The sequence below is a fragment of the Candidatus Enterococcus willemsii genome (genome assembly GCF_009933335.1).
In the GTDB taxonomy this organism is placed as follows: Bacteria; Bacillota; Bacilli; order Lactobacillales; family Enterococcaceae; genus Enterococcus_F; species Enterococcus_F willemsii.
Genome location: NZ_MAEL01000054.1, coordinates 117,526 through 143,454, shown reverse-complemented (window position 1 = coordinate 143,454; position 25,929 = coordinate 117,526). Strand labels below are relative to the sequence as shown.

Below are 25,929 nucleotides of genomic sequence, written 5' to 3'. Positions count from 1 at the left end.
TGCTATTTTTTTCATAAAAATTTTTGTCATTAACAAAAGTTCATCCTCTGATAAATAGTATCGGAAGACTTTTCATTTTTTTAATAGGTTAATGCTACTTTTTGCAATGAAAATTGTATTTAGAACTAAAAAAACAGCAGCCATTTATCAGCTACTGTTTCATAATATCGAATTATCGAACATAATCTAAGATTGATGTTTGCATAATTTTGGTTCCCATTGACATGGTTGCTTGGTATGCTAACATTTGATTCTGATATTCCATGTATTTCTCGGCTACATCTACATCTTGGCGTTCGGACAAGGTACTAGTTAGCGATAGTTTGTCTGCTTCATTACGTTCACCAGCAGATTTTAAGCGATTGGCAATTGCATCAATTTGTGTTTGAAAATCAGAGATACTGTTCTTTAAATTATCAACTTTACTAATATTGTTTGACATATTTACAGCCCATTTATCAAAACGATTCAAATCATTCAGCACTGCTTGATCAGCTGGGATAGCAGGATCTAAACTACTACGATCAATTGTGCTCAAACGTTCTTTGTTCTCAATATAAAAGTTCATATCGTCCATTAATGAAGTAAAGAAATCATTCATGTCACTACCATTCGCTTGCCCGTTACCATCCACGCGACCACCAATCAATTTTCCGCCATTTGTTGGTAAATCAATTGATACATTATCGGCAATTTCTCGAGAAACTTCTGTTTGAGAACCGGCATAAATAATGCCATTCACATTTCCATCTGCATCACGACTAACTTCAAATGGTGGTTTAGTCGTATTGGTTCCACCAAAAATATAACGTCCATCAAAATTAGTGTTTAATGCTTCAACAATTCCTTGAATTTCTTGTTGAATCTCATTACGGTTGGCTTTAATTTCATCAATATCTTGTGTGCCGTTAGCTGAATGTTGTACCAATCGACGAATATTATTCATTGAGTCATTGACACCCTTAAGAGCACTAAACTCAGTATTAATCCAATCTTGGCTATCTTTAATTTCTTGTCCGTATGTCGTATTTTTAGCAAGCGAAACATTTAAGTTCATAATTTTTGCCACTAATAATGGATTATCTGATGATTGACTAACTTCTTTTAAACTTGAAAGTTGATTCAATGTTTTTTGAACTTTGCTTGCATTTGTTCCTAAATTTTTAATAAAATCATTGTACGTTACATTACTAGAAACGCGCATATGGCTACACTCCTGTTCGGTTAATTAAAGTATCTAGCATTTCCGAAACAGTTTGAATGATTCTGGCATTTGCTTGGAATGCTTGTGAGAAGCGAATCACATCTGACACCTCTTCATTAATATTGACACCAGAAACAGATTCATTTTTATATTCTAATTGATTTAACAACGTTAACTGTGATTCTGCTGTATTATCTGCTTGTTGTTTGGAAATCCCATTCTTCGTCACGATATTATTGTATCGATCGGCAAAAGTCATCTTGTCTCCATCTTTTTCAGAAAAAACTTTCGCCATATCTTTTGCTAATGAACCATCACCTTCGTCAGTCCCGTATCCAGTTCGAAGCCCACTTGGGTTCTTTCGTAGTTGCTCATTGACTTCAAGATTGCCGTCTTTATCAAAAGTAAAGAAATCCTCGCCAGGAACTTTATCTCGGTTATAAACAGCATTCAAACGATCAGCAACTGACTGAACAAAGGTATCAAGTTCTCCCATACGCTCATCTATTTCTTTACCTGCTTCTTTGAATCCACCAATTTCGCCTTCTGTTAAAGCTACTTCGGATACTGTGATATTATCAGGGTCTGTAGTGTCAGCAATGACAATTGTTCCTAGTGGCAAGGCATTACCAGCGATTGTTTTTTTCTGTTGTGCATCCCCACCTAGTGAAATAGTGTTACTCGGATCTTCATCACCCGAAACAACACTAATTTTTTTCACCTCATTTAAATTCAGTACTTCCGGACCTTGCTCCCCTCCAATTTTTAAGGAAGAGACACGACCAAATTTATCAAATTTCACAGTGTTGTTTGCCAAACCAGAAATATCTTTTAATAAGGTATCGCGAGTGTCCAATAGATCATTTGGTACTGTACCATTTGAAGCAATGGCAAAAATTTGATCATTTAATGTGGCTAATTGCTCAATTTTTTGATTAAAATCCAATGCTCCTTTTTCCACATTGGCAATTACTTCACCTTTGAGTTGTTTCATCTGTGTACGCATTTGACGAATCGTATCGGTAAATGTCTCAGAATTTTTTACAACTAGGGTTTTAGACGTTGCAAGCTCAGGGTTACTCCCTAATTTTGACCAAGAATCATACATCACTGATAATTGATTAATTAACCCTGTCTTAGATGGTTCGTTCATGATACGTTCTAACTGTCCCAACGCATCTGATTTTTGTTCATAGAAACGGAATTTAGAGTAAGCTTCATTGACTTGACCACGAATAAATGAATCCACAATACGATCAACGCTAGTTGCCTTTACACCCATGCCAATTGCACCTACACCAGCCATATAATAAGGTGTTTCTGCCTGCATATGTATACGTTGGCGTGAATAACCATCTCTATTGGTATTTGCGATATTATGTCCACTTGTTTGTAGAGCTGTCTGATTGACGTTCATCCCTCTAGTGGCTGTTCCTAGTGTTCCAAATAAACCAGTCATGGTTGTTCCTCCTAAAATTCAGTATCGACAAGCGTTGTTGGTGCTTGATGATATGCGGTGTTCGATGGGTTTGAATAGGTTTGAGTCGTTGATTCTTTCATCGTATCTTTCACCGCACGCATCAAGGTTTCTTGGTAACTAATTGCTTGCTTCGTTAGTAATAAATTTTCTTCTTGTTGTTGTTGAATCTGCTGAATCAAGTCACGCATTTTATCAGTCACGTCACCGGAATAAGAGTCAAAAATAGGCACATACACTTCTTTTTGAGCGACTAAATCTGCTAATTTTTCAGATTGGCCTTTAATTAAATACGTACGCTCTTTTTTCAATAGTTGATTAAACTTTGTTAATTTACGTTCGAATTCCATACTTGTCATAAGTTAAATATCCTTTGGTGTTTTCATTGCTTGTAACATACTCGTCGTAATTTCTTCAGCAGACACTTGATAGGTTCCATCTTTAATCGCTTGTTTTAGTGCAGCAATTTTCTCAGAGCGTGCTGATTCTATTGCTTCATTTTTTTGTGTGTGACGAATTTTTTTAGTTGTTTCAGAGAAATCAATATCATCTTTTTGACTATTCGTTTTTAGGGTAGATGTTTGCACACTTTTATTTTTATTGGCTTGAAACAATCGGTCATTATATTCACCATAGCCACGTTCGATTTTCATTAGGATACCCTCCTTCGTCATCTTTTTTGTTTGTATGTTTATAGTATCGGTCAAAAATAAAAAAAGTTAAACTTTTTTGTTTAACTTTTTTTATTTTATTTAATTTAAATTGTTTAAGCGTTGCTTTGGTGACAAAATATTGGTGATTCGGACACCAAAATTTTCGTTAATGACAACGACTTCTCCAGTAGCAATTAATTTCCCATTAACTAGGATTTCTAACGGTTCATCGGTTAGTTTATCTAGTTCAACAACTGATCCTGTATTCAAAGATAAAATATCTTTGATTGATTTGCGGCTACGACCTAAAATAACACTCATATCTAATGGGACATCCATAATCAATCCTAAGTTGTCATTATCATATTCTGGTGTCGTTGTTTTTGAAAACAATGGCTGAAACTCAGCCTGACTTACTTCAACTGTTCGTTGTTGCGATTGCACAGGTTGTTGTGGCTGTTGCCATTGTTGTTCTTGTGGTTGAGCTTGTTGTGGTGCTTGTTGCATTTGCGGCTCCGCTACTGGTGGTGTTGGTTGGACTGGTTCTTGTGGGATAACCGGTTCTTCACGACGTACACTCACTGCTTTGTCTGATAACATTGCATCTGTAATTTCATTTACCACTTCTTCAGTAAAGACTTGCATAATTTCACTTTCAATGACACCTTCAACATTCAATGAGAATGAAATACGATAAATTTCTTCATCCATGACAATACCTTCATAGTCAATGGATTCTTTGCTTTCCCACAAATTAACCACTGGTGGTAAAATATCTACTTTTTTATTAATCATCGTTGCCATTGAAGTGGACGCCGAACCAATCATTTGATTCATGGCTTCCGCTACAGCACTTAATTCAAGTTCAGTAAATTTCGTATTCGTTGGTGCGCCTTCGCCACCCATCATTAAGTCAGCAATAATGATGGCATCGCTCACTTCTAAAAGCATTAAATTCGTTCCAAACAAACCTTCTTTAAATTCAACAGTTGTTGAAACTTTTGGGGCAGCCATTTCTTCTAAAATTTCACCAAATCTTACTTTTGTTACGCGAGGTGTGGTAATCATTACCCGACGATTCAAAATAGAAGACAAGGTTGTTGCTGCTTGAGACATCGAAATATTGCCAACTTCACCAATAATATCAAATTTATCTTGCTCAGTTAATGAAGATGTATTCTCATCTGTCTGACTAGTTGTCCCTCCATTTAACATTGCATCAATTTCTTCTTGTGATAGACTTTCACTCATTCTCTTCCTGATCTCCTTCCAATTTATCTATTAACTCAATCGCGAGCTGATCATTTTTCTTTCCTGGAATCACACGATAGAAAGGTTTCCCTTCGATAAAGGTATCTAACGGATCGGTAATTTTACGGTCTAGTTTAACTACATCTCCTGGTGCTAGATGAAGGAAATCGGAAAGATTCATTTGAGCTTCTCCTAACAGCACTTCTAGCTCTAACTGAACACTATTCAAACTTCTTTGCAATTCTTCAGAATCTTCTTGGTTTGATGTCTGATTCGAGTCAAACCAATTACGGAAACTTAATTTATCAATAATGCCCTCAAAGAAAACATATGGAATACAAATATTGATAAACGTTTGTACTTTAAAGATTTTTACAGTAAATGTTACTAATACGACGGGTTCATTTGGGGACATGTTTTGCAACAATTGGGGGTTGGTGTCCATTCCCTCCATCACAGTTGATAACTCCACAATATCTTTCCAAGAATTTTTAAAAGATGCTGTCAATTGACTCATGACTTCTTCTAGCACCGCTATTTCAATATCTGTAAAAGTTTTCTTTTCTAATTGTTCATCTAAGACTCCTTGTTGCTGATGAATTTCCATCCCACCACATAATAATTCTACTAACAGCATACATAGCTGTGGATTCATTTCAATAATCTGAATCCCGTTTAGTGGTTTTGATTGCAATAATCCCAACAACGTAAATTTTGGAATCGAATGAATGAATTCATCATAACTGATTTGCTCAATCGCTGCTAGTTGAAAATTGACATTTGTACGTAACAAAGTTGACATCGCATTACTACCCATTTTTGAAAAGTCTTCAAAAATCATATGCAGGGTATTAATGTATTCTTTTGAAAGCTTTGTCGGTCTTCTAAAATCGTAATTTTTAATTTTGGATTGTTCGTTTTCTTCTTCAACTGTTTCTTGATCAATCTCACCACTGCTCATGGCATTTAATAGTCGATCAATTTCTTGTTGCGACAATACCTGATCCAATTCAATCCCCCATTTACTCAAAAATCATATGATTCACTTGAATCACATTTGCTACCTTGTCTGGAAAAGATACAATGCCAGAATAGTACTCATCGTATCCTTCTTCATCCATTAACTGAATATCTCCCGCTTCAATATCGACGACTTCAACGACCTCTTCAATCAGCAAGCCTTTTTTTTCTTCATTTTGCTTCATAATCAAAATGTTACGATTGATCTCTGTCGTGGGAACGCCAATTAATCTTGATAAGTTGACCACGGTTAATACTGTTCCTCTTAAATTTATCAATCCTTCTATCCAATGCGGCGCCAAAGGTACCTTTGTAATTCGAATGGTATCAATCACTTCTTCTACAGCATCCGCAGAGATGAGATAGTTTTGATGATTCATTTTGAATAGAATCATTTGCATCTTCGGTCATCTCCTACTAGTTCATATTAAGAAAGAGCTTTATCAATTGCTTTGATTACTCGATCTGTATCAAATGGTTTTACGATAAAGTCAACGGCACCTGAACGAATGGCATCCATGACCATTCCTTGTTGCCCCATAGCACTACACATAATTACTTTTGCACTTGGATCAGCTTGTTTAATCATTTTTAATGCTTCTAACCCATCAACTTCGGGCATTGTAATATCCATCGTTACTAAGTCTGGTGACACTGCTTGATATTTTTCAAATGCTTCTTGTCCATTTTGAGCTTCACCGACAACCTCATAACCATTTTTTTCTAAAATATCCTTTAATTTCATACGCATAAATACCGCATCATCTACGATTAATACTTTTTTCGCCATTTGTTTTCTCTCCTTAAATCCCTAAAGTAGTTAAAAATTTCTCAATGACACCCGTCTCTGGTATGAAAAACAACGAAGCGTCTAGTCGATCTTCATCATACGTAAATTCGTTACGTATGACCATAATTTGATCATCAAACTGGTTTAATGCCATATAAACACTGCTTATAATAGCTCCAAAATAATCATATTGTATCACAGGAAGCGACGAAATCAATTGATTATCCAAAAAATTTCCAATTGCTCCTAAAAAAGAATTCGAAACAATATTGGTTAATTCATTCACTGCTGATGCTTTGACTTCTTCATCAAATTCGGAAGTTCCAATCATAAATTCTGTCATTTTATCAGCAGCAGGATTGGTTAAAACAAATAAGAATACACCACGCACATCGCCTAAAATTTGACTAACAACAGCATAAACTTCTTCATTTTCAGCTAGAATTTGTTCATATAATTTTTCATAACTAAGAATTTCAACTTCCGGTACACGCATATCAATTTTGCGATTGACCATCATTGAAATACTCGTTGCTGCATGACCGCCACCAATATTAATGATTTCTTTTAATCCGTCTAATTGTAACTCAGTATATGTCATAGTCAGCTCCTTTGGTCATGGCAAATGGCATTGATATCTAAGATTAACGCAATTGAACCATCGCCTAAAATGGTTGCACCTTGATATTTTCGTGTTTGTTGTAAAATATTATCAATTTTTTTAATCACGATTTCTTGCTGCCCAATCAACTCATCCGACAAAACACCGTAATAACGCTGATCGATGTTGACAATGATTGCGTAGTGTTTACCTGTGTGTTTCGTCTCAACTTGTAATAATTCATTGGTACGAATAATCGGAATCATTTCTCCTTGGAATTCATAGACTTCCTCATGCAAGGTTTCTTCGATTTCATCTTCACGAATCATTACCACACGCTCAACGATATCTAACGGGATCGCAAAACTTTCATTGCCAATACGAACCATCAAAGCTTCAATAATTGATAAAGTCAATGGTAGTTTAATGATGAAAATAGTCCCTACATTGACTTGGCTACGCAATTCAATCGTTCCACCTAAAGAACTAATTTTTGCTTGCACAACATCCATCCCAACGCCTCGGCCAGAAATATTCGTTACTTCTTTGGCTGTTGAAAATCCTGGGTGGAAAATCAAATGTTGAATTTCTTCCTCTGTCAAACCATCAGTTGCAATCCCTTTGCGTTCAGCACTTGCGCGAATCACTTCTGGATCTAAGCCTTTCCCATCATCTTCAATCGTAATCATTACTTGATTGCCTTCTTGGAAAGCGGATAATTGAATTGTTCCTTTACGGTTTTTCCCTAATTGTTCACGTGTTTCTGGCGATTCAATCCCATGATCCACTGAATTTCGCAACAAATGTACCAAAGGTTCACTTAATTCAGAAACAACTGTTTTATCTAACTCTGTTTCTTCACCTGTGATAATCAAATCCATCTCTTTACCTAATTCATTGGATAGGTCTCGCACCATTCGCGGGAAACGACTAAAGACAACTTTTACTTGTTGCATACGAATTTTCAAGACTAAATCTTGTAATTCTGATGTGAGACGCGACACTTGTTCCAAAGACTCTTTGATGTCGGCAATATTGGCACGGCTGCTGACTTCTTCCAATTGATTTCGATAAACGACTAACTCAGACACGAGATTTAAGAATAAATCTAAGCGAGATAAGTCTACACGAATCGATTGATTGTTGTTATTTGCATGATGTTGTTGCGCTGGTTTTTGTTGTACTTCGCTTGTCGTTACGGCTTTTTCTACTTTTTCGGTAACTACTTCATCGCTTGCTACTACCGCTTCATCTGCCGATTCCACCAAGGTATCTTCTGAGACAATATGTGCTTCTTCATCAAAAAGTTCTACTTTGACTTCCTCAACCTCACTATTACCTAGCAAGTTCTCTAGTACGCGTTCTTGCTCATTTTTCGTTAAGTACGCAATATGAAAATCAGAATCAAAGTTTCCTTCTTCTAATACTTCTGCTGTTGGTTCTGTATGAAGGATATCGCCTTCTTGTTCCAATTTTTCCATAATTAAGAAAGCTCGCGGGCCTTTTAATAAAGAGTCTGCTTCTAAACGAATCGCAATACTATACGCATAATAATCACCAGCAATGGCATTTTTAATGACGTGTAAGTCGCTTTCTTCCAGTTGTTTAAAGCCAACAATTAGTTCACCAGTCGTCGTTACTTCCGGAACCTCTACAGCCTCCGTTGTTTCTTGTCCTACTTCAACTTCATTCAATTCTGCTAACAAACTTTCAATAGAAGCATGTGTTAATTCTTTTTCTTCACGTAAATCTTCAACTAAACTAGATAATTTATCTAAGCAGCGAAAAATTAATGAAATAGAGCTACTCGTTACTTCGACTGTTCCTTCTTTGAATTTTTCAAAAATGTTTTCCATTTTATGTGTAAGTTCAGTCATTACATCGTAGCCCATCGTTGCCGCCATACCTTTTAAAGTATGTGCTGAACGAAAAATTTCATTTAATAGACTGGTATCATTAGGATTATTTTCCAACTCTAACACGTTGTCATTCAACTGTTGAAGATGATCATCTGTTTCTTCAAAGAACAGCGTGCGATAAATGTTATTATCATCCACATTTCTTCAACTCCTTTTGTTACATTTTTTGATAGATAAATGAATCAATTTTCTTTAATCCAAATTTTTCTGAAAAATTAATAGTTTCTGTCGCACCTGTAAATAAAATGCCGCCTGGTACGAGTGCGTCAGCAAATTTGCGATAAACTTCATCACGAGCTTCATTTTTAAAATAAATCGTAACATTTCGACAAACAATCACATGACACTTGTCTTCGTAACGATCTTTTAGTAAATCATGACGCTTAAACATGACTTGACGTTTGATATTGTCTTTTAATTGATACTGATCGGCAGAAAATTTAGTAAAATACTCCGATTTTTCTGCTGGCGGTATATTTTTTAATTCATTTGGTTTGTAAATGGCCGTTTTCGCTTTTTGTAAAATCGTGCGATCGATATCGGTCGCAATAATTTTAGCGGAATTAATTTTATTTTTTTGAAGAATCATCGCCAATGTATAAGGTTCTGCCCCAATTGAACAGGCTGCACTCCAAATTTTCATCCGTGGAAATGTTTTATTCAATGCCACTAAATTCTTCTCAAACACTTCGAATAAATCGCGATTACGATAAAATTCGGTCACATTAATCGTAATATGCTCTAAAAATTCTTGTTTCGCATCGGCATTACGTTCTAAAAGTTTGGCATAAGCTTCCAAGGTCTTTATATTGTGTGACTCCATAATATTGGCAATTCGACGTTGCATTTGTTTTTCTTTATAGGCATCCAATTGAATCCCTAATTTATCTTTGACCCATTTATTAAAAAAATCAAAATTTAATTGCATGTTCTTCACCTAACTATCTGTTTGACTTTAGCTGCGATTTCATCTAAGCTCAACACTTCATTCACGACACCGGAAAGAATTGCTTGTCTTGGCATTCCAAAAACAACACTAGTTTCTTTGTCTTGTGCAATAGTATAACCACCAAGACGCTGAATCTCACGCATGCCCTCAGTTCCATCTTTTCCCATCCCAGTCAACAAAACTGCGACTAATTCACGGCGATATAGTTGAGCTGCTGATTCAAATAAGTAGTCAACTGCTGGCCGCGTGCCATGAATTTTCATTTCTTGATTTAACTGAATTTTTCCTTGTTTGACAGTCATGTGAAAATCACCTGGGCATAAATACACACATTTTTCAACCAACATACCGTCTTGGGCTTCTTTGACTGTCACAGCGCTTTCGTCATTCATACGCTGGGCAAAGGAACTGGTAAACCCCTTAGGCATGTGTTGAACAATAAATATAGGTATACTTAAGGAAGCTGGGAGTGCTTGCATGACTTTTAATAAAGCTTTGGGTCCTCCAGTAGATGCACCGATTACTACAGCCTGCACCCGACTCGGCAAAGAACGCTCTTTAATACTTGGTGCAGCTGGTTCAACTTTTTCGACTCGCTTCCTGTTCGGCCGACGTTTTTGCATATGGATACTTTTGATTTTGTTATAAAATTCGCGAATCCATTCCTCTTGAATTTCACGAATATTTGTTGGCTTTTCAACAAAATCGGCCGCTCCCAATGCCAACGCTTCAATCGTTACATCTTTATTAGATAACGCACTCAACATAATAACTGGAATATCGTACAACCGTTTGATTTCCTTTAATGTTTCTAGTCCGTTTAAAATGGGCATCTCTACATCTAGCAAAACCAAATCTGGTTGCTTTTGTTCACATAAAATTTTTAGTGCCTGCTGCCCATTTCTTGCTGTATTAGAGACATGAATATTTGGCATTTTCTCTAACAAGTCGGTAACTATTTTTCTCATAAATGCTGAGTCATCTACAACCAATATATTCATCTGTCTTCTCCTTCAAATATAGACTATATCCTTATTTACAATTCGAACAGTCGTTGTAAAATCATTTAAATCAACTATCATTGTTCGACCTGCATTGCCGCCGACATGTTTAGCAACAATTTGAATACGTAATTCTTTTAATACTTGTTCTACCGCTTCAATGTTCCGTTGACCAATTCCTGTCGCAGATGCCGTAGCATTAAATTCAAACATACTTGCCCCACCAACAATTTTAGCTTTCAGACGTGGAAAAGGAATTTCTTTTTTTAATTCCTTTACCATTTGAGGTAATGCTAAGTCAGCAAACTTAGCTACTTTGACATCTTGCTTCGTTGCAAATGCACGACTATCAGGTAACATAATATGACTAAGTCCACCAATCTTGGTTTTTTCATCATAAATAATCGTTCCGATACATGAACCTAAGCCAACGGTAATCAGTTTATCAGGGGCTTTTCCAAGTTTATAATCAGAAATTCCTACACGGATATCAGTTTGAACCATCGCCATTTTCCTCAGCATTTGCTAATTGTTCTAACTCTAAAAATGCTTGCTTCGTCTGTTCATTGTTAAATAGATAATCCAATTCAATTAGCATCACAACTTCATCTTCTAGTTTTAAGAATTTCTCAATATAGCCTTTTTTCAATAACGCTTGAACAAAATCTTGTTCATAATTCGTCTCTTCCATATAGGAAATACCAATAATATCCTCTACATATAATCCTTGTGAGTGATTTTGCCAACGACATAAAATAACTTTACTTTCTTCAGATTGTTCTGAGAATTTTCCGAAGAGCTTTTTGCGTACATCCACAATTGGAATCATATTATCGTGATATTCATACACGCCTAAAATAAATTCCGCAACTTCAGGTAAAGCAATAAAACGATTGGCTTCAATTACACGATCAACGTTTTTGACACGAATGGCGAAAAGTTGATTGTGACTCTTAAACACAACATATTGTTCCATACTTGTATTCTTCCTTTATTCAAAATTTTCACTTTATAGTTTAAATTGGTCTACTTGGAATTTCAAAATCATTGCGGTATTTGCAATTTCCTGAACTTCTTTTTCTAAATTTTCTACTACTAAAGATACCGTTTCTAAGTTCGAACTCACTTCTTGTGTACTAGCAGAAGTATCAGAAATTGCCTCAGAAATATTGCTGACTGATTGTTGGACAAGCCCTTTTTTTATCACAATGCTCTTGATATGTGCTTCAACTGATTGAATGCTTGTAATGAACATATCGACAATATCCGTAATCTCATTTGCCGATTCAATCGCTTTGTTAAGCGTTTGTGTTTGTTTTTCACCGCTCTCAAAAGAAGTTGCCACTGTTTTAACCATTTTTTCTGATTTATTACGGATATTTTCCATAATTTTACGGATATTTTTTGTTGATTGGCTACTTTGTTCAGCCAATGTTCGTACTTCATCAGCAACAATGGCAAACCCATGACCAGCTTCTCCAGCACGAGCGGCTTCAATCGACGCATTTAGTGCTAATAGATTGGTTTGTTCCGAGATATCATTAATCAATTGAACAATTTGTCCAATACTTTGGATATCTTGGTCCATTCCTTTCATTTCATCCACTAACTGTGATTGTTCCATTCGTTCAAGCTCCCAGTATTCATAAACTTTGAACATCATTTCAGCATTGCGAACATTACTTTTTTGTGCTTGTTCAATATATCCATCCATTTGCTCAATAGCACTATTGATTGCCTCAATATCACTCGCTAGCTCATTCATCTCTTGGACCGTTTGTTCAGCATCAGCGGCTTCAATCCCTGCTGCATCAGCAATATGATCCATATTTTCTTGAATATTCTCTACAGAAGTTTGAATATTTTGTGCGGTTTCATCTAGTTGCACCGCCATATCATTCATGCGTGTACTTTCATCTTTCATTCCTAAAATCAATGCTTTGAACGTATTGGCAATATTACTAAAACGCTCAACTAATTGATGCATAATTGGGTTTGTCGTATGAATTTGCTTTTTATCAAATTGTTGAAAATCTCCTTGACTAACATGCGCTAATTGTTCTGACAACTGATTTAGAATTACTTCACGTTGCCTTTTTGAAACAATAGTATAAACCGTCGATAACAAAACCGATAAAATCAATACAACAACCGAAAACTGGGTATAAGAATGAATAATAGTGGTATCTCCACTCGGTTTCAAAACAAAGAAGTAGCCCGCAAACAAGACTACCCCTGTGCTTACCAATGAAATAATACTACTTAACGGAACGCGTGAAAAAAATGATTTGATCTTCATTTGCTTATCCTCTCTACAACAATAATATGTTCAACCAATTTAGACCCTATCTTTGACGCTTATCGTACCCTCCTTTTCGCCAGAAATGATAGTCCTGTCATAACTATCGGATATTCTAGTAAAAATTAAAGCGTCTTACCAAACATAGACATCTTTTGGATCCGAAAAGCGGGTATAACCTCCGAACTTGTCGTCTCGAACAATCTCACCATTTGAAAGTTCAATCACTCGTTTGCGGATTGAGTTGACCATCGTACTATCGTGAGTGGCAATCATCACAGATGTCCCCATCTCGTTAATTCGCAAAAATAATTTCATCATTTCTACAGCGGACTTAACGTCAAGATTCGCTGTAGGTTCATCTGCTATAAGTAATAAAGGCTGATTGACCAATGCACGAGCAATAGCAACTTTTTTCCGTTGTCCAATAGACAAATTTTCAATCAATTGTTCACTGTACTCCAACATACCAACTTGGGATAGGACGGCTGTTGCACGCTCTTTTATTTGTTGATAGTTTGTTTCAACTGCTTGTAAAGCAAAAATCACATTTTGATACACCGTTTGTTGGGGTAAAAAAATATCTTCTTGACTAACTACACCTAGTTTTCTACGGAGTACATAGAGTTTCGACGTATTAATTTTTTCAACTCTAATATTATCCACTTGAATCGAACCTTGCGTTAATGTTACTTCTTTTGATAATAGTTTCAGCAATGTTGATTTTCCTGAGCCGCTTGGTCCAATCAAATAGATAAACTCGCCGGATTTCATTTGAAAAGAGATATCTTTGACTGCCGGTTTTGCGGTTTTGTTGTATCGCTTCGTGGCATTTTTAACTTTGATCATGACCTTCACCTTTAATTATTCTGTAAATCGGTTAACAACACTTAACATCTCATCTGTACTTTGTAACACACGGATATTCAACGAATAGGCACGCTGGGTGGCAATCATATCCGTCATCGATTGCGCTAAATTTACATTTGAATTTTCTAACCTGTTTTGAGCAATATCACCAAACAATTCTGGATTTGCATCGGAAGTTGCTAGATTTGTGCCAGCAGCTACACGATATTGATTGTTCCCATCAGCAATTAAGTTCTCGTTATTTTCTGGCAAATACATTACTAAACGGCCCACATTTGTTGTCGTACCACCATCTACAATTGATACATTGCCATATGTATCTACCACGGGCGTTCCTGTTGGCCACTCTTGGTAAGGCACAGTTAAATTCATTTCAACTGCTTGTCCACGGTTATTTACTAAACGTCCCACCTCATCGCGTCCAAAATTTCCATCTCGCGTTAACACTAATTGATTGTCGGCATCACGAACACCAAAAAAACCGGCTCCTTGAATGGCAAAATCGTACGGAGAATTAGTTTGCAAATAACTTCCTTGACTAAAATTAACACTCTGTTCATCCGCACCTGTCCCTCGGCTCAACGCTACTTGTGCATTGGCAGCAAGAGGTGCATCATTATTTGTGGTTGGATTGTTCAATAATTCGCGAAAACTGACTTGTTTTTCTTTATAACCAGTCGTATTAACATTCGCAATGTTGTTTGATGTGACGTCCATTTTCTTTTGCATCCCGTTGACGCCAGAACGACTCACATGTAATAAGCTATTTAAGTTCATTTACTTTTCTCCTTTAGAATCTACCTAATTCATTGACTGTTTTACGTAATGTTTCATTTGTCGTACTTAAGACTTTTTGATTTGCTTCAAATTCACGAGAGGTCTGAATCATAGCAACCATCTCATCTGCAACAGTCACATTTGATGTTTCTAAATATCCTTGAAAAACACGCGGATTTTCTACAGCTTGAACCGCTGCATTACTTTGAAAATACGTATTACCTTCACTAGTCAGTGCTTGTGGATTAGCAAATGTCACAACTTGAAAATTAGGATTTTCTGCTAGGACTGGTTGATTATTTCCTCCAAGAACAAGATAACCCTCTTGCGTTGTATATTGGTTCTGGTCATTTAACACGAAATTACCATTTCGGGTATAACCTGTTTGCCCGTTAGGTAGACGTACAGCAAAATAACCTTCTGTTCCAATTGCAAAATCAGTGGGTCGACCGGTTTCTTCAAAAGCACCTTTTTCCATATTTAAATTGATACCGCCAATTTCATTTCCGAAAGTAAACGTCCCCAAATCATTCCGTTGATCCAGTCGGGCTCCGTTTTGATAGTTATGTATCTCGACTTCTCTTAATGTTTGTTGAAATAATTGCTTCGACTGGTAGCCTGTCGTTTGGGAATTAGCCATATTACTGCTAATATTTTCTTGTCTCTTTTGTAAAATATCAAAGTTTTTTGTTAATGTATCAAATGCGCGAATCATGCCATTTCCTCCTCGATGAGCTTTTTCAATTTACTAATTGTTTTGCCGTGAATTTGAGAGACTCTTGCAATCGAAATTTCCAAGACTTCCGCAATTTCTCGTAATGTCAACTCTTCCTTATAGTATAAGCTTAACAATAATTGTTCTCTTTCTGTTAGTTGCTCAATACTATGCTGTAATGCATCTTTATGCTCAGTATCTAATAATTGTTCTTCTGCTGATTTAGTCGACGTATCGCGTAAGGTATCTTTTAATTCCACACCATCATCTTCTTGGTTAAACAAGGTGTCTTCTAATGAGATACTAGCTAAATAATGAATACTATCAAAAATATCTGCTAGTTGACTTTGATTAATTTTCATTTCTGTACATACTTCACTGTCCGTGACTTCACGTTTTAATGTCTGTTCCAAGTCTTGTTTAGCTTTGTAATAAGCATTGACATTCGCCATTTTATATCTGGAGAGCTTGGCATTTTTACGAACCTCATCAATCACAGCGCCACGGATACGAATAGCTGCATAGCTTTCAAACGGTACTTTTTTAGAGGCGTCAAATTTATGAATAGCATCCATTAAGCCAATTACGCCAATATTAAATAAATCGCCAGGTTCATACTCATGATTTTTAATCCCAATTCGGTTCACCACTCGCTCAACCAAAGGTAAGTATTTCATAATCTCTTCTTCCATACTCATTTCATACATTCCAAGCCCTCCTTTCATCATTATTAAAGTTCTAAGTTCGCTACGGTTTCTATCATCATTTCATTTGGTATTTCATTCAGTGATAAAACAGCTATGTCAGGGAAATTGAATGCAATTAATTTTCTAAATGCCAAACGAATTTTTGGTGATGCTAAAATAACATGAGGCACATTTTCCATCATTAATTGTTGATGTAAAATGCCTAATCTTTCTAACAACTCATTCACAACATCTGGTTTTAAGACAGGATAGGAACCAGTTGCTGTTTTTTGAATACTTTGCAAGATAATTTCTTCGACTTTCGGGTGAACGACTACAACATTGATTGAATGCGTATTGTCTGCATATTTGGCTGAAATTGTGCGTTTCAATGATTGACGTACATATTCAGTCAACGTTTCTATATCTTTGGTAACCATGCCGTAATCCGCAAGTGTTTCTAAGATCGAAGCCAAATCATTAATGGGAATTTGTTCATCCAATAAGTTTTGTAAAACTTTTTGTACTTCCCCTAGTCGCATAATATCAGGAATTAATTCGTCGATGACGACATTGTATTGCTCTTTAATACCTTCGAGTAATTTCTTCACTTCTTGACGTCCCAATAATTCAGAGGCGTGACTGTAGATAATTTCTTTTAGGTGGGTCGCTACGACAGTCAATGGTTCAATAATTGTAAATCCTTGTAAATCAGCAGCATCTTTATCTTTTTCTTCAATCCACATTGCATCTAAATTAAAGGCTGGTTCCTTGGTTAACTGTCCTTGGAAAGGAAACGGTTCGCCATTACTGATAATCATAAATTTATTTGGATAAATTTCACCGCTACCGACTTCATTTCCACGAATTTTAATGGAGTAATTATTGGGTTCAAGGTATAGATTATCTCTGATACGGACAGGATTTACTAAAATACCTAGCTCATGGGCACTTTGTTTGCGGATCGCAACAATCCGATTCATTAAGCTATTATCTAACGTACTATCCACCATTGGAATTAAGGCATAGCCGATTTCAATCGAGATGGGTTCTACCTGAAAAGCTGAGACCGATTCTTCCTCTTCCTGTTGCTCTTTTTTCCGTTGCAACGCCAAAGTTTGGGCTTGCTTTTTCTGTTCAATAATCGCTTTTTCTTCTTGTTGCTTAATGAATAAGCTAATCCCAAATAAAGCAGCAGCGATAATCACAAATGGTAGAAACGGGAAGCCCGGCACAATTGCCAAGACTAATAAAATGACACTAATAATTCGAAATAACAGCGGATTACGCATGAAGTCGCCAGCGATATCCAAACCAAACGATACCGAATTATCAGAACGCGTGACAATAATACCTGAAGCAACGGAAATCAATAATGACGGAATGGAACTGACTAACCCATCACCAATTGATAATTTTCCAAATTGTGAGAAGGCTTCAACAATTGTTAATTGTCCATTGAGAGAAAAAATAACGGCACCACCAATTAAATTAATCAATGTGATCATGATGCCTGCAATGGCATCACCTTTCACGAATTTACTAGCACCATCCATTGAACCAAAAAAATCAGCTTCTCGTTGTAAATCTTTGCGTCGCTGTCTTGCTTGGTCTTCTGTAATCAAACCTGAATTTAAGTCTGAATCAATCGCCATTTGTTTCCCCGGCATCGCATCTAAAGTAAATCTTGCAGACACTTCAGATACCCGACTCGAACCGTTAGTTACTACAACTAATTGAACAATCATGATAATGACAAATAAAATAATCCCGACAATATAATTGTTTCCAGCCACAACGTTAGCAAAGGCATCAATGACATGCCCTGCACTTCCATTCGTTAAAATCAAGCGTGTAGACGATAAATTCAAGCCTAAACGAAACATCGTCGTAATTAATAGAACTGTCGGGAAGGTGGCAAATTCCAACACATTTTTGGTAAACAAAGTAATCAACAGAATATTCATCGCAATTGTTAAATTGACAATGATTAAAAAGTCCAGTATTGCTGCAGGTAACGGAATAATAATTAAACCAATTGTTCCTACGACAATCGCAGAAATTAGTATGTCTGCAAGATTGATTGATTTATTTTTCTTCTCATTTGTTGCTTCGTTCATCCGTTCTCCTACTTTCTAATATGCTACAATTTTCCTTTGTTTTTTTCTTCTAATTGATATACTAAGGCGATAATTTCCGCGATAGCTTCATACCACTCCACTGGAATACTATCTCCTGGCTCAATTTCTGGATAGAGGGCACGTGCAACAGCTTTGTTTTCAATCATTGGAATATCATGTAACTTCGCTTCCGCTTTCATCCGTTGGGCTAAATCATCCGCACCTTTTGCTAAGACAATTGGTACATCATCTTCCTCTGGCTGATAGCGTAAAGCAATGGCATAATGGGTTGGATTGGTGATTAGGACAGTTGCATTTTTCACATTGGCAATCGCATTCCGAACCATGGCCTGATACTTCGCTTTCCGCTGTGATTTCACTTGCGGATCGCCTTCCATCTGTTTGAATTCTTCTTTGACTTCTTGTTTGGTCATTTTCAGTTTTTTCCGTTGAGAATAACGTTGGAATATATAATCAATAATTGCTAGTACAAACAAAATCATACCAATTTGTAGTGCTAAACCACGTACAAAACCGAGTAAAAATTGGAGTGGTTTTTCTGTACCAACTGTACTTAAGTTCAACAATATTGGAATAGCATCCTGTATTTTTTGATAACAGAAGAGAATGACGACTATAAATTTTACAAGTGTTTTGAAAAGATTCATCAATGTTTGCTTTCCAAATAATTGCTTCATACCTTGTAAAGGATTTAATTTCTTGAAATCTGGTTTAATCACTTTTCCTGAAAAAAGGACGCCGACCTGTACAAAATTAGCTATAAAACCGACAACCAATGTAATCGCAAAAAAAGGCAAACAAGTTAGTAAAAACACGGCGATTGCTTGTAAAGCAATCTTTGGCAAATCTTCCATCAAATGTTCATAATTATGTACGTGTTGAATGGAGGTTACCAGATATGGCAATAATTTCTTCATGACATAGGTCCAAAGTGGAATTAGCATTCCTGCAAAAATTAATAAGGAGACCGATGACGAAATATCAGGACTTTTCGCCACTTCTCCACGCTTCCTCGCATCTTTCAGACGCTTGGGGGTGGGTTGTTCTGTTTTGTCACCTTCTGCCATTTGCCTCACCTCACTAGCTTAACGATTCAATAAAGGACTGTAAGAAAGAAAGTGCTTGTGGGAGCCGCTTTCCTAAATAACTAATCATGTTAGGAATTAACATTAAAAAAATCACGAAACTAACCATTGTCTTGATAGGCATTCCTAGCATTAATACATTGACTTGGGGAATCGTCCGTGAAATAACCCCTAAAACAATATCAATAATTAACACCGTAACAATCAAGGGCGCTGCTAAATTTAACGCCATTTCAAAAGTCCCCGCAAACAACTGAACAATGCCATCCACTGTACTTCCTTCAATAGGAAATGCCCCCAGTGGAATTAATTGAAAAGACGTGACCACACCTTGAATCAATAAATGATGTAAATCTAAGACAAAAACAAGTGCAAGGGTTACCCAATAATACATCTTTCCATATTGAGAAGACATAATTTGAAAACTCGGATCATAAGCTTGTCCCATTGAAAATCCTACTTGGAAATCGATTAATTGCCCAGCCATTTCAACTGCGGTAAAAATAAGCTGACTCACATACCCCATGGCTAATCCTAACAAAACCTCTTTCACACTAATCAATCCAAATAGAAAGAGAGGATAAACCGTAGATGTCACTTCGACAAAGTGCCAAGAACCAATAACTAAACTCCCTGCTAAAACAGATCGTGCCATTAACGGAACGCCTTTATGCGAGAAGACGGGACAAACTGCAATAAAAGAAAGGATACGTATAAAGATGAATAAAAAAACTTGTACTTGTGCCATCTTTCTTCCTCACAGTGAAGCAATGATTTTAAAAATCGATTGCGTAAATTGTAATAAAGTATTTAACATAAAATTACCAGCTAAAATTAAGGTTAAAAAAATGGCTAATAATTTAGGAACAAAACTTAATGTTTGTTCTTGAATTTGTGTCGTTGCTTGAAAAATACTAATAATTAATCCGACAATCATTGCCACAATAACCACCGGACCAGCGACAACCAAAATCTTCATAAAAGCTTCGCTAAGAACATCTAAAACCAATTGAACGGACATATTTTCGCCTGCTTTCTATTGAACTACTGTTTCGCAATGAGCTTTGTTTTAATAAAAACTTCTCATCAACGACTCCACGACTAAGTACCAACCATCTACTAATACAAACAATAATATTTTGAATGGCAATGAAATCATTACTGGCGAAAGCATGAACATCCCCATAGACATCAGGATACTAGCAACTGCCATATCAATAATCAAAAACGGAATAAAAATTAAAAAGCCGATGCTAAAGGCAATTCGTAATTCACTGATAATAAAAGCCGGGGTTAAAATTGTAAGTGGCAAATCTTCAAAAGATTCATATGCCCCTCGTTTATCTGCCAAATCAACAAATAATTCTACATCTTTATCTCGTGTCTGTTCATACATAAATTCTTTAATGCGTACTTCAGAACGATCAAACACTTCCTGCTGGGAAATCTCTTCATTTTGAAAAGGTTTAATTGCATCTGTATAAATATCGGTATACACAGGTTGCATGACAAAAAATGTTAAAAATAAAGCTAAACCAATCAATACTTGGTTCGGTGGATTTTGCTGGGTTCCTAACGAATTACGTACAAACGAAAGAACCATAATAATACGTGTAAATGAAGTTGTCATAACTAACAAGACAGGAATAATCGACAATAGTGTCATCATCACAAAGGTATTAATTGTGATATCAGAAGAACCGCTATTAGAGAGTAACCCATTAATCGTATCTGTAATTTCACCTGTGTCTAGTGCATAAGCTTGTATCGGAAATAGCCAAAATAAGCTGATGAGACCTACTAAAGTAAGCCAACGTTTATTCTTCTTTTTCATGTGACGATTTCCTCTTTCTATTGGACAGTACGTCTTTTTTACTTTGAAGCAATTGCGCAAACTGTTTTGGAACAAATTCTATATTTTGCGGTTGACTCGTACGATACTTTTGAACTTCATCGGGTGTTAATTCTCGAATAATTTCATTGCTTTGTTCAGCTAAACTCATGACATAGTATTTATCCAAAATCTTGACAATTCCAATTGCAGACGTCTTACTAACAGCAATTCGTTCTAACACTTGTAATGTTTTACCGCCACTTTGTTGGGTTCGATTATTCAAATATCGAATCAACTGGTTCGCTACATATAGCAAGACAAAGAGGAATACAATCATCTTTATCAGTAAAAATACTATCTCCATAATTACTCCTTTATTGAATGACTAAATCTGTAATGAATACATCACGAATAATTTCTTTTCCATAAGCATTATTAATTGTGTCTTTTAATTCAGCTTTCAAGCGATCCATACCATCTTCTGTATTAAGAATGTCGCTTTCATGTTTTTTACGTAACGTGTTAACAATCCCATCACGTACAAGTGCAATTCCCTTTTCGACTTCATCACTGTTTTTTTCATCGATTAGAATCGATGTTGTGACACGAATATACTGTTGCGGTTTGTTTTCTGTTTGAGCCAAATTTACTAAAAATTCTTCTAACGGTACGACCACTTGACCTTCTTCAATTTTTCCGGGTTGTACTTCTTTTTCAATGATTTGCCCAGCAGCCGGTGTTGGTAAAAGGAATTTTGTTGTCACAATTGTCCCAATCACGCTACCAATAATTGCCAAAACTAGAATCAATGGTAATACGATACCAATATTAATGTCCTTTTTTTCTTTTTGTTCTTTGTTTGCTTTTTTTTCTGCTTTTGTAGCTTTCTTATTTGCTTTCTTTTCCACCATGACTCACCTCACATCTGTTCTTTTTCATTCACAATTGGCTGACTAATTTGTTTACGATACTCAACGATTCGTTGTACGACAACTTCCGCAGGTTCTCTAACAACGATGGCTTTTCCATCAACCAATGTCACTAGCGTGTCTGGTATTTCTTCTATGCGATAAATCAAATCAGGATTTAGATAAAATTCTTTATTATTAATTGCTGTAACAAGAATCATTTGAGTATCTCCTTTAGTTTAATGTGAATTAACGTTTCAAGTTCAATAATTCTTGAAGCATTTCATCAGAAGTTGTAATACTACGTGAGTTGGCTTGGTAAGCACGACTAGCTACAATCATTTCAGTAAATTCATTGGCTAAATCAACATTCGACATCTCGATGCTTCCAGACTCTAAAAGACCTGAACCATTTTCGCCAGCACCAGCGATAATTGGCGCGCCAGTATTAGGTGAAGCCGCATAATTATTGCCACCTTGTTTTTCTAGTCCATCCGGGTTAGTGAAGGTTGCAACGGCGACTTTCCCTAAGACATAATTTGTATTGCCATATTTGGCAGTCACAATTCCGTTACGGTCGATAGCCATTGATTGGTACGTTTGAGGTGTGCCATTAGCATCATCAATAGTTGCAGGTACAACTAATCCTTGCATGTTATTTGGATCAGTTGGGAATGTTTTCAAAGGATCTCCATTTGCACCTTTAACCGCTGCGATGTAGTCATCTTCTGTCATAGGTGTTCCAAGTTGTTGCCCTAAAATTTTCATCCCTGCACTATTAACAATTGAGCCTTCTGCATCACGTGTGAAGATACCGTCTCTTGTGTATAACTCATCGCCAGCACCATCTCTTACTACAAAATAACCTGCTCCTGTTAGATAAAAATCTAAGTCTCGGCCTGTTGATTGCTTAGAACCAGGCGTATGAACCGTATCAATTGAACCAACTTGGACTCCTAACCCAACTTGACGTGGGTTTGTTCCGCCTAAACCATTGGCAGGTCGTGCTGCCGAAGCAGTCGTTTGATTCATCATATCTTGGAACATGACACGACTTGATTTGAAGCCAACGGTATTTACATTGGCAATATTATTTGAAACCACGTCCATTTTTGTTTGTAAATTTTTCATTCCACTAACACCTGAATATAGAGATCTTAACATTTTTATTTCCTCCTAAAATTTTCTACTTTATTTTTTTTCGCCAATTTCTTGGACACCACTCATGTAATACTCTTCACCGTTCACAACAATTGTTGCATAGCCATCAACAAAACGAACTTTTTCAACTTTTCCTGTCACGTTGTTTTCGTCATCTACTTTAACGGTTACTTCTCTACCTAATAAATCGAAGGCTTGCTGCTGTTGGGTCATGCGTACAGATTGCGATAAACCATCACCGATTTCCTTAATTTGTTGCAGGGTGGTAAATTGGACGAATTGTCCAACGTAATCAGTACCAGCGTTGCCTCCTGATTCACCACCAGCACTCACTGTAGGATTACTCATAGTTGCTGCTAAAATTTTCAAAAAATCATCCATTGAAATATCTGACGATCTTTCCTTCTGGTTCGCCGCTGCTGTAGCTGGGCTGTATAAAGGCGTCATCCCATTTACTGAATCTGTCATGTCTTTCCCTCCTAGGCTAAAATACTCACTCGAGCTTCTATTTCTGGTTCTGTTATTTCTTCCACTGGGCGTTTATACTTCATCGAACTACGTTGTTGCTGAGGCATATGACGCTCTTGTGAAAAGCTTTGCTGAAAATTTTGTGAAGATTGATTTTCACTTGACATAGCCAGCGGTGCTTCCGCAGTGCGAGTAATCGAGAAAACTGGTACTTGTTCTTGTTTTTGTAACACTTTATCGAAGCTAGGAGTGATGGTTTCTAAGGCTTTTTTAGCTTGTTCTGATTGAACCGTAAATTCTAATGATACCATCTGCGCAGTAACCTTCATTTTGACTTGAACTTTCCCTAAATGATCGGGAGCTAAATCAAAGGTCAATACTTTCTCATTTGGTCGAACAATTGACTTCAATTCTTTAACAACTGGTTTAGCAAAAGTCTCCGCAACTTTTTCAATTGTTTCACTGTTTCCTTGTGCCAATTTTGGGACATCTATATGAACAATTGTGGGTGTTACATCTTGACTAATTGTTTGTCCTTCAACTATTTCAGTTACCATTGATTGTGATTCTGGTATTTTTTTATGCACGTTACTAGATACGCTAGCAACTGCTTCTGTTTCAGAAATTACTGATCCTTTTAGTTCCGCTAGTTTAGCCTCACTAACGCTTTGCTCTGCTTGAATATGTTCTTCTGTATCTTCTGGCAATTGTGACTGTTTCGAGTCTTTAACTAAGACTTGTTTTGTTGCAATGCGAACTGGCGCTTTTATTTCTTGTAGCCCCTCAGCTGATTCGCTTAACATGTGCTGCTTTTCTTTAGATACGGAACTAATTTCAGTTGATTGTCCTTTCATTACGTCAACAGATTCATTCAATTGTGTGGACTTCTCACTCAACTGTTGCTCATCATTCAGTGAGAAAACTTTATTATCAGCAGCCGTCAAGTTGTCTCGTTCTGCCACATCATCAGCCATTTGGGAGGAGTGAATAGACTTTTTAAAAGCATTTTCTGCTATCTGTTGTGCTAACTGTTCTTCCTCAATGAATTGTGTAGTTTCCGTTATTCCTTTGATTTCTTCCAATGAATATTCATCAGAACTAGGTAATCCCATACTTTCATCAAGTAATTCTGACTGTTCATTAACGGGTTGCGTCTCAACAACTGGCATGAAGTCATACGTCATTCCAGAAGATTCAGCTAACTTTATTGTTTCCTCTGATGCCACATTCGATTTTGAATGAGAAACACGCGTTGAATTCTCTTGTGTTTCGTTTGGCATCCTTGTCACAAATTCAGTTAGTTCCGCATTCGCCAACAGTTCTTGCTCTGACAAATCGCTTTTAGCTTTTTGTGTGACTTTTTCGCCAACTACCTCTGCATTTGACTTATCCACATGCTCTGTTTCTAAAGATGTGCGTACTTCAGATAGTTCCGACGAAGATTTATTTGTTGAATCTGTTGCATCGATTTCAGACTGGTCTTGGTATGTAGAGGAGTTTTCCTGTGCATCACTCATGGGATTCATTGTTTCTGATTGTCCACCAAAGGATGATTCCATCGTATTGTGTTGAGAGAGGTGCTGTTGGAATAATGTGCTAAACTTACTGATATCATGTATGATTGTCGCTTTTTCTACTTGAAAATTACTTATTTCAGTAGTACGTTGAATTCGTTCCATTTGTCCCTTCCTCTCGTTTAACTGATTCGTCTTCGACTTGCCATCTCATCTAACATTTTTTGCTCTTCTCGATTGGCTGCTAATTGATATTCCTCTAATTGTTTTTCGGAAAGTTTTTCAAGTATTTTTCGTTCTTTTTGTGCAGTAATATAATTTTGTAAAGCTGTAGCCACATATTGACGCATCTCTTGAATCGTTTGTGTGGTTGCTACTAATCGTTGGTTCAAATCTAAGAGATACCACTGCTGTACTTGCATCCGATTAACCGTTGTTTCTCGAATTTCCATCAATTCATTTTTTTCTTGTTTGATTTGCTGGAGAATACTTTCTTGTTCGTTTAGTGCTTTTTGTGCCGAAGCATACACACGTTTTGCATCTTGCTCTTGCAACCAACGATAATCTAACACTTTTTCTAATGAGAATTGAAATTTTTCCATGCTA

Annotated in this window: 31 protein-coding genes; all 31 read right to left on the bottom strand. The window is 36.5% G+C overall.

Annotation, left to right across the window (positions count from 1 at the left end):
• Window positions 1–172: 172 nt before the first annotated feature.
• On the bottom strand, window positions 173–1,204 hold the full coding sequence (gene flgL, locus BAU17_RS11780) for a flagellar hook-associated protein FlgL (protein WP_161903021.1): 1,032 nt from the start codon (window positions 1,202–1,204) through the stop codon (window positions 173–175).
• 4 nt (window positions 1,205–1,208) lie between these two features.
• Entirely contained in the window at window positions 1,209–2,663 is a 1,455-nt protein-coding gene (flgK, locus tag BAU17_RS11775; RefSeq protein ID WP_161903020.1) for a flagellar hook-associated protein FlgK, read from the bottom strand.
• Between the two features lie 11 nt (window positions 2,664–2,674).
• On the bottom strand, window positions 2,675–3,040 hold the full coding sequence (locus BAU17_RS11770) for a flagellar protein FlgN (RefSeq protein ID WP_161903019.1): 366 nt from the start codon (window positions 3,038–3,040) through the stop codon (window positions 2,675–2,677).
• A 3-nt stretch (window positions 3,041–3,043) separates the two neighbouring features.
• On the bottom strand, window positions 3,044–3,334 hold the full coding sequence (gene flgM, locus BAU17_RS11765; protein WP_161903018.1) for a flagellar biosynthesis anti-sigma factor FlgM: 291 nt from the start codon (window positions 3,332–3,334) through the stop codon (window positions 3,044–3,046).
• Window positions 3,335–3,433: 99 nt separating this feature from the next.
• A complete protein-coding gene (fliY, locus tag BAU17_RS11760) occupies window positions 3,434–4,585 on the bottom strand; it encodes a flagellar motor switch phosphatase FliY (protein WP_161903017.1) in 1,152 nt (383 codons plus the stop codon).
• Window positions 4,578–5,594, bottom strand: a complete 1,017-nt coding sequence (gene fliM / locus BAU17_RS11755; RefSeq protein WP_161903016.1) for a flagellar motor switch protein FliM — start codon at window positions 5,592–5,594, stop codon at window positions 4,578–4,580. Before fliM ends, fliY begins: the two co-directional genes overlap by 8 nt.
• A gap of 13 nt (window positions 5,595–5,607) precedes the next feature.
• Complete coding sequence (locus BAU17_RS11750) at window positions 5,608–6,006, bottom strand: chemotaxis protein CheW (protein ID WP_161903015.1); 399 nt, start codon at window positions 6,004–6,006, stop codon at window positions 5,608–5,610.
• 26 nt (window positions 6,007–6,032) lie between these two features.
• Window positions 6,033–6,395, bottom strand: coding sequence for a response regulator (locus BAU17_RS11745; RefSeq protein ID WP_161903014.1), 363 nt, complete (start codon window positions 6,393–6,395; stop codon window positions 6,033–6,035).
• Window positions 6,396–6,408: 13 nt separating this feature from the next.
• Complete coding sequence (locus tag BAU17_RS11740) at window positions 6,409–6,996, bottom strand: chemotaxis protein CheC (RefSeq protein ID WP_161903013.1); 588 nt, start codon at window positions 6,994–6,996, stop codon at window positions 6,409–6,411.
• A gap of 2 nt (window positions 6,997–6,998) precedes the next feature.
• On the bottom strand, window positions 6,999–9,053 hold the full coding sequence (locus BAU17_RS11735; RefSeq protein ID WP_161903012.1) for a chemotaxis protein CheA: 2,055 nt from the start codon (window positions 9,051–9,053) through the stop codon (window positions 6,999–7,001).
• A 19-nt stretch (window positions 9,054–9,072) separates the two neighbouring features.
• The gene (locus BAU17_RS11730; protein WP_161903011.1) at window positions 9,073–9,843 is read right to left on the bottom strand and encodes a CheR family methyltransferase; all 771 of its coding nucleotides are present in this window, start codon (window positions 9,841–9,843) and stop codon (window positions 9,073–9,075) included.
• 5 nt (window positions 9,844–9,848) lie between these two features.
• Entirely contained in the window at window positions 9,849–10,865 is a 1,017-nt protein-coding gene (locus BAU17_RS11725) for a protein-glutamate methylesterase/protein-glutamine glutaminase (RefSeq protein ID WP_161903010.1), read from the bottom strand.
• A gap of 12 nt (window positions 10,866–10,877) precedes the next feature.
• The gene (locus BAU17_RS11720; protein WP_161903009.1) at window positions 10,878–11,369 is read right to left on the bottom strand and encodes a chemotaxis protein CheD; all 492 of its coding nucleotides are present in this window, start codon (window positions 11,367–11,369) and stop codon (window positions 10,878–10,880) included.
• Window positions 11,356–11,841 carry a chemotaxis protein CheW gene (locus BAU17_RS11715; RefSeq protein WP_161903008.1) on the bottom strand — a complete coding sequence of 162 codons (486 nt, stop codon included), beginning with the start codon at window positions 11,839–11,841 and terminating at the stop codon, window positions 11,356–11,358. The genes BAU17_RS11720 and BAU17_RS11715 overlap by 14 nt, the downstream gene beginning before the upstream one ends.
• A gap of 33 nt (window positions 11,842–11,874) precedes the next feature.
• A complete protein-coding gene (locus tag BAU17_RS11710) occupies window positions 11,875–13,164 on the bottom strand; it encodes a methyl-accepting chemotaxis protein (RefSeq protein WP_161903007.1) in 1,290 nt (429 codons plus the stop codon).
• A gap of 135 nt (window positions 13,165–13,299) precedes the next feature.
• Window positions 13,300–14,013: a cell division ATP-binding protein FtsE gene (locus tag BAU17_RS11705; RefSeq protein ID WP_161903006.1), complete on the bottom strand. Its 714-nt coding sequence runs from the start codon at window positions 14,011–14,013 to the stop codon at window positions 13,300–13,302.
• A 15-nt stretch (window positions 14,014–14,028) separates the two neighbouring features.
• Window positions 14,029–14,811, bottom strand: a complete 783-nt coding sequence (locus BAU17_RS11700; protein WP_161903005.1) for a flagellar hook-basal body protein — start codon at window positions 14,809–14,811, stop codon at window positions 14,029–14,031.
• A 13-nt stretch (window positions 14,812–14,824) separates the two neighbouring features.
• Window positions 14,825–15,526, bottom strand: coding sequence for a flagellar hook-basal body protein (locus BAU17_RS11695; RefSeq protein ID WP_161903004.1), 702 nt, complete (start codon window positions 15,524–15,526; stop codon window positions 14,825–14,827).
• Complete coding sequence (locus tag BAU17_RS11690; RefSeq protein ID WP_161903003.1) at window positions 15,523–16,233, bottom strand: sigma-70 family RNA polymerase sigma factor; 711 nt, start codon at window positions 16,231–16,233, stop codon at window positions 15,523–15,525. The genes BAU17_RS11695 and BAU17_RS11690 overlap by 4 nt, the downstream gene beginning before the upstream one ends.
• A 23-nt stretch (window positions 16,234–16,256) precedes the next feature.
• The gene (gene flhA, locus BAU17_RS11685; RefSeq protein ID WP_161903002.1) at window positions 16,257–18,332 is read right to left on the bottom strand and encodes a flagellar biosynthesis protein FlhA; all 2,076 of its coding nucleotides are present in this window, start codon (window positions 18,330–18,332) and stop codon (window positions 16,257–16,259) included.
• 23 nt (window positions 18,333–18,355) lie between these two features.
• Window positions 18,356–19,420 (bottom strand): flagellar biosynthesis protein FlhB, encoded by a 1,065-nt coding sequence (gene flhB / locus BAU17_RS11680; RefSeq protein ID WP_161903001.1) that lies wholly within the window; start codon window positions 19,418–19,420, stop codon window positions 18,356–18,358.
• Window positions 19,421–19,433: 13 nt separating this feature from the next.
• The gene (gene fliR, locus BAU17_RS11675) at window positions 19,434–20,186 is read right to left on the bottom strand and encodes a flagellar biosynthetic protein FliR (RefSeq protein WP_161903000.1); all 753 of its coding nucleotides are present in this window, start codon (window positions 20,184–20,186) and stop codon (window positions 19,434–19,436) included.
• Between the two features lie 9 nt (window positions 20,187–20,195).
• Window positions 20,196–20,459: a flagellar biosynthesis protein FliQ gene (gene fliQ / locus BAU17_RS11670; RefSeq protein ID WP_161902999.1), complete on the bottom strand. Its 264-nt coding sequence runs from the start codon at window positions 20,457–20,459 to the stop codon at window positions 20,196–20,198.
• A gap of 48 nt (window positions 20,460–20,507) precedes the next feature.
• Complete coding sequence (gene fliP, locus BAU17_RS11665) at window positions 20,508–21,272, bottom strand: flagellar type III secretion system pore protein FliP (protein ID WP_161902998.1); 765 nt, start codon at window positions 21,270–21,272, stop codon at window positions 20,508–20,510.
• A complete protein-coding gene (locus tag BAU17_RS11660; RefSeq protein WP_161902997.1) occupies window positions 21,256–21,636 on the bottom strand; it encodes a flagellar biosynthetic protein FliO in 381 nt (126 codons plus the stop codon). The genes fliP and BAU17_RS11660 overlap by 17 nt, the downstream gene beginning before the upstream one ends.
• Window positions 21,637–21,646: 10 nt before the next feature.
• On the bottom strand, window positions 21,647–22,183 hold the full coding sequence (locus BAU17_RS11655; protein ID WP_161902996.1) for a flagellar basal body-associated FliL family protein: 537 nt from the start codon (window positions 22,181–22,183) through the stop codon (window positions 21,647–21,649).
• Window positions 22,184–22,191: 8 nt separating this feature from the next.
• Complete coding sequence (locus tag BAU17_RS11650) at window positions 22,192–22,401, bottom strand: flagellar FlbD family protein (protein ID WP_161902995.1); 210 nt, start codon at window positions 22,399–22,401, stop codon at window positions 22,192–22,194.
• A gap of 28 nt (window positions 22,402–22,429) precedes the next feature.
• Window positions 22,430–23,344: a flagellar hook-basal body complex protein gene (locus BAU17_RS11645; protein ID WP_161902994.1), complete on the bottom strand. Its 915-nt coding sequence runs from the start codon at window positions 23,342–23,344 to the stop codon at window positions 22,430–22,432.
• 27 nt (window positions 23,345–23,371) lie between these two features.
• Window positions 23,372–23,809, bottom strand: a complete 438-nt coding sequence (locus BAU17_RS11640) for a flagellar basal body rod modification protein (RefSeq protein ID WP_231474860.1) — start codon at window positions 23,807–23,809, stop codon at window positions 23,372–23,374.
• 11 nt (window positions 23,810–23,820) lie between these two features.
• The gene (locus BAU17_RS11635; RefSeq protein ID WP_161902993.1) at window positions 23,821–25,488 is read right to left on the bottom strand and encodes a flagellar hook-length control protein FliK; all 1,668 of its coding nucleotides are present in this window, start codon (window positions 25,486–25,488) and stop codon (window positions 23,821–23,823) included.
• Between the two features lie 17 nt (window positions 25,489–25,505).
• Entirely contained in the window at window positions 25,506–25,925 is a 420-nt protein-coding gene (gene fliJ, locus BAU17_RS11630; protein WP_161902992.1) for a flagellar export protein FliJ, read from the bottom strand.
• Window positions 25,926–25,929 lie beyond the last annotated feature (4 nt).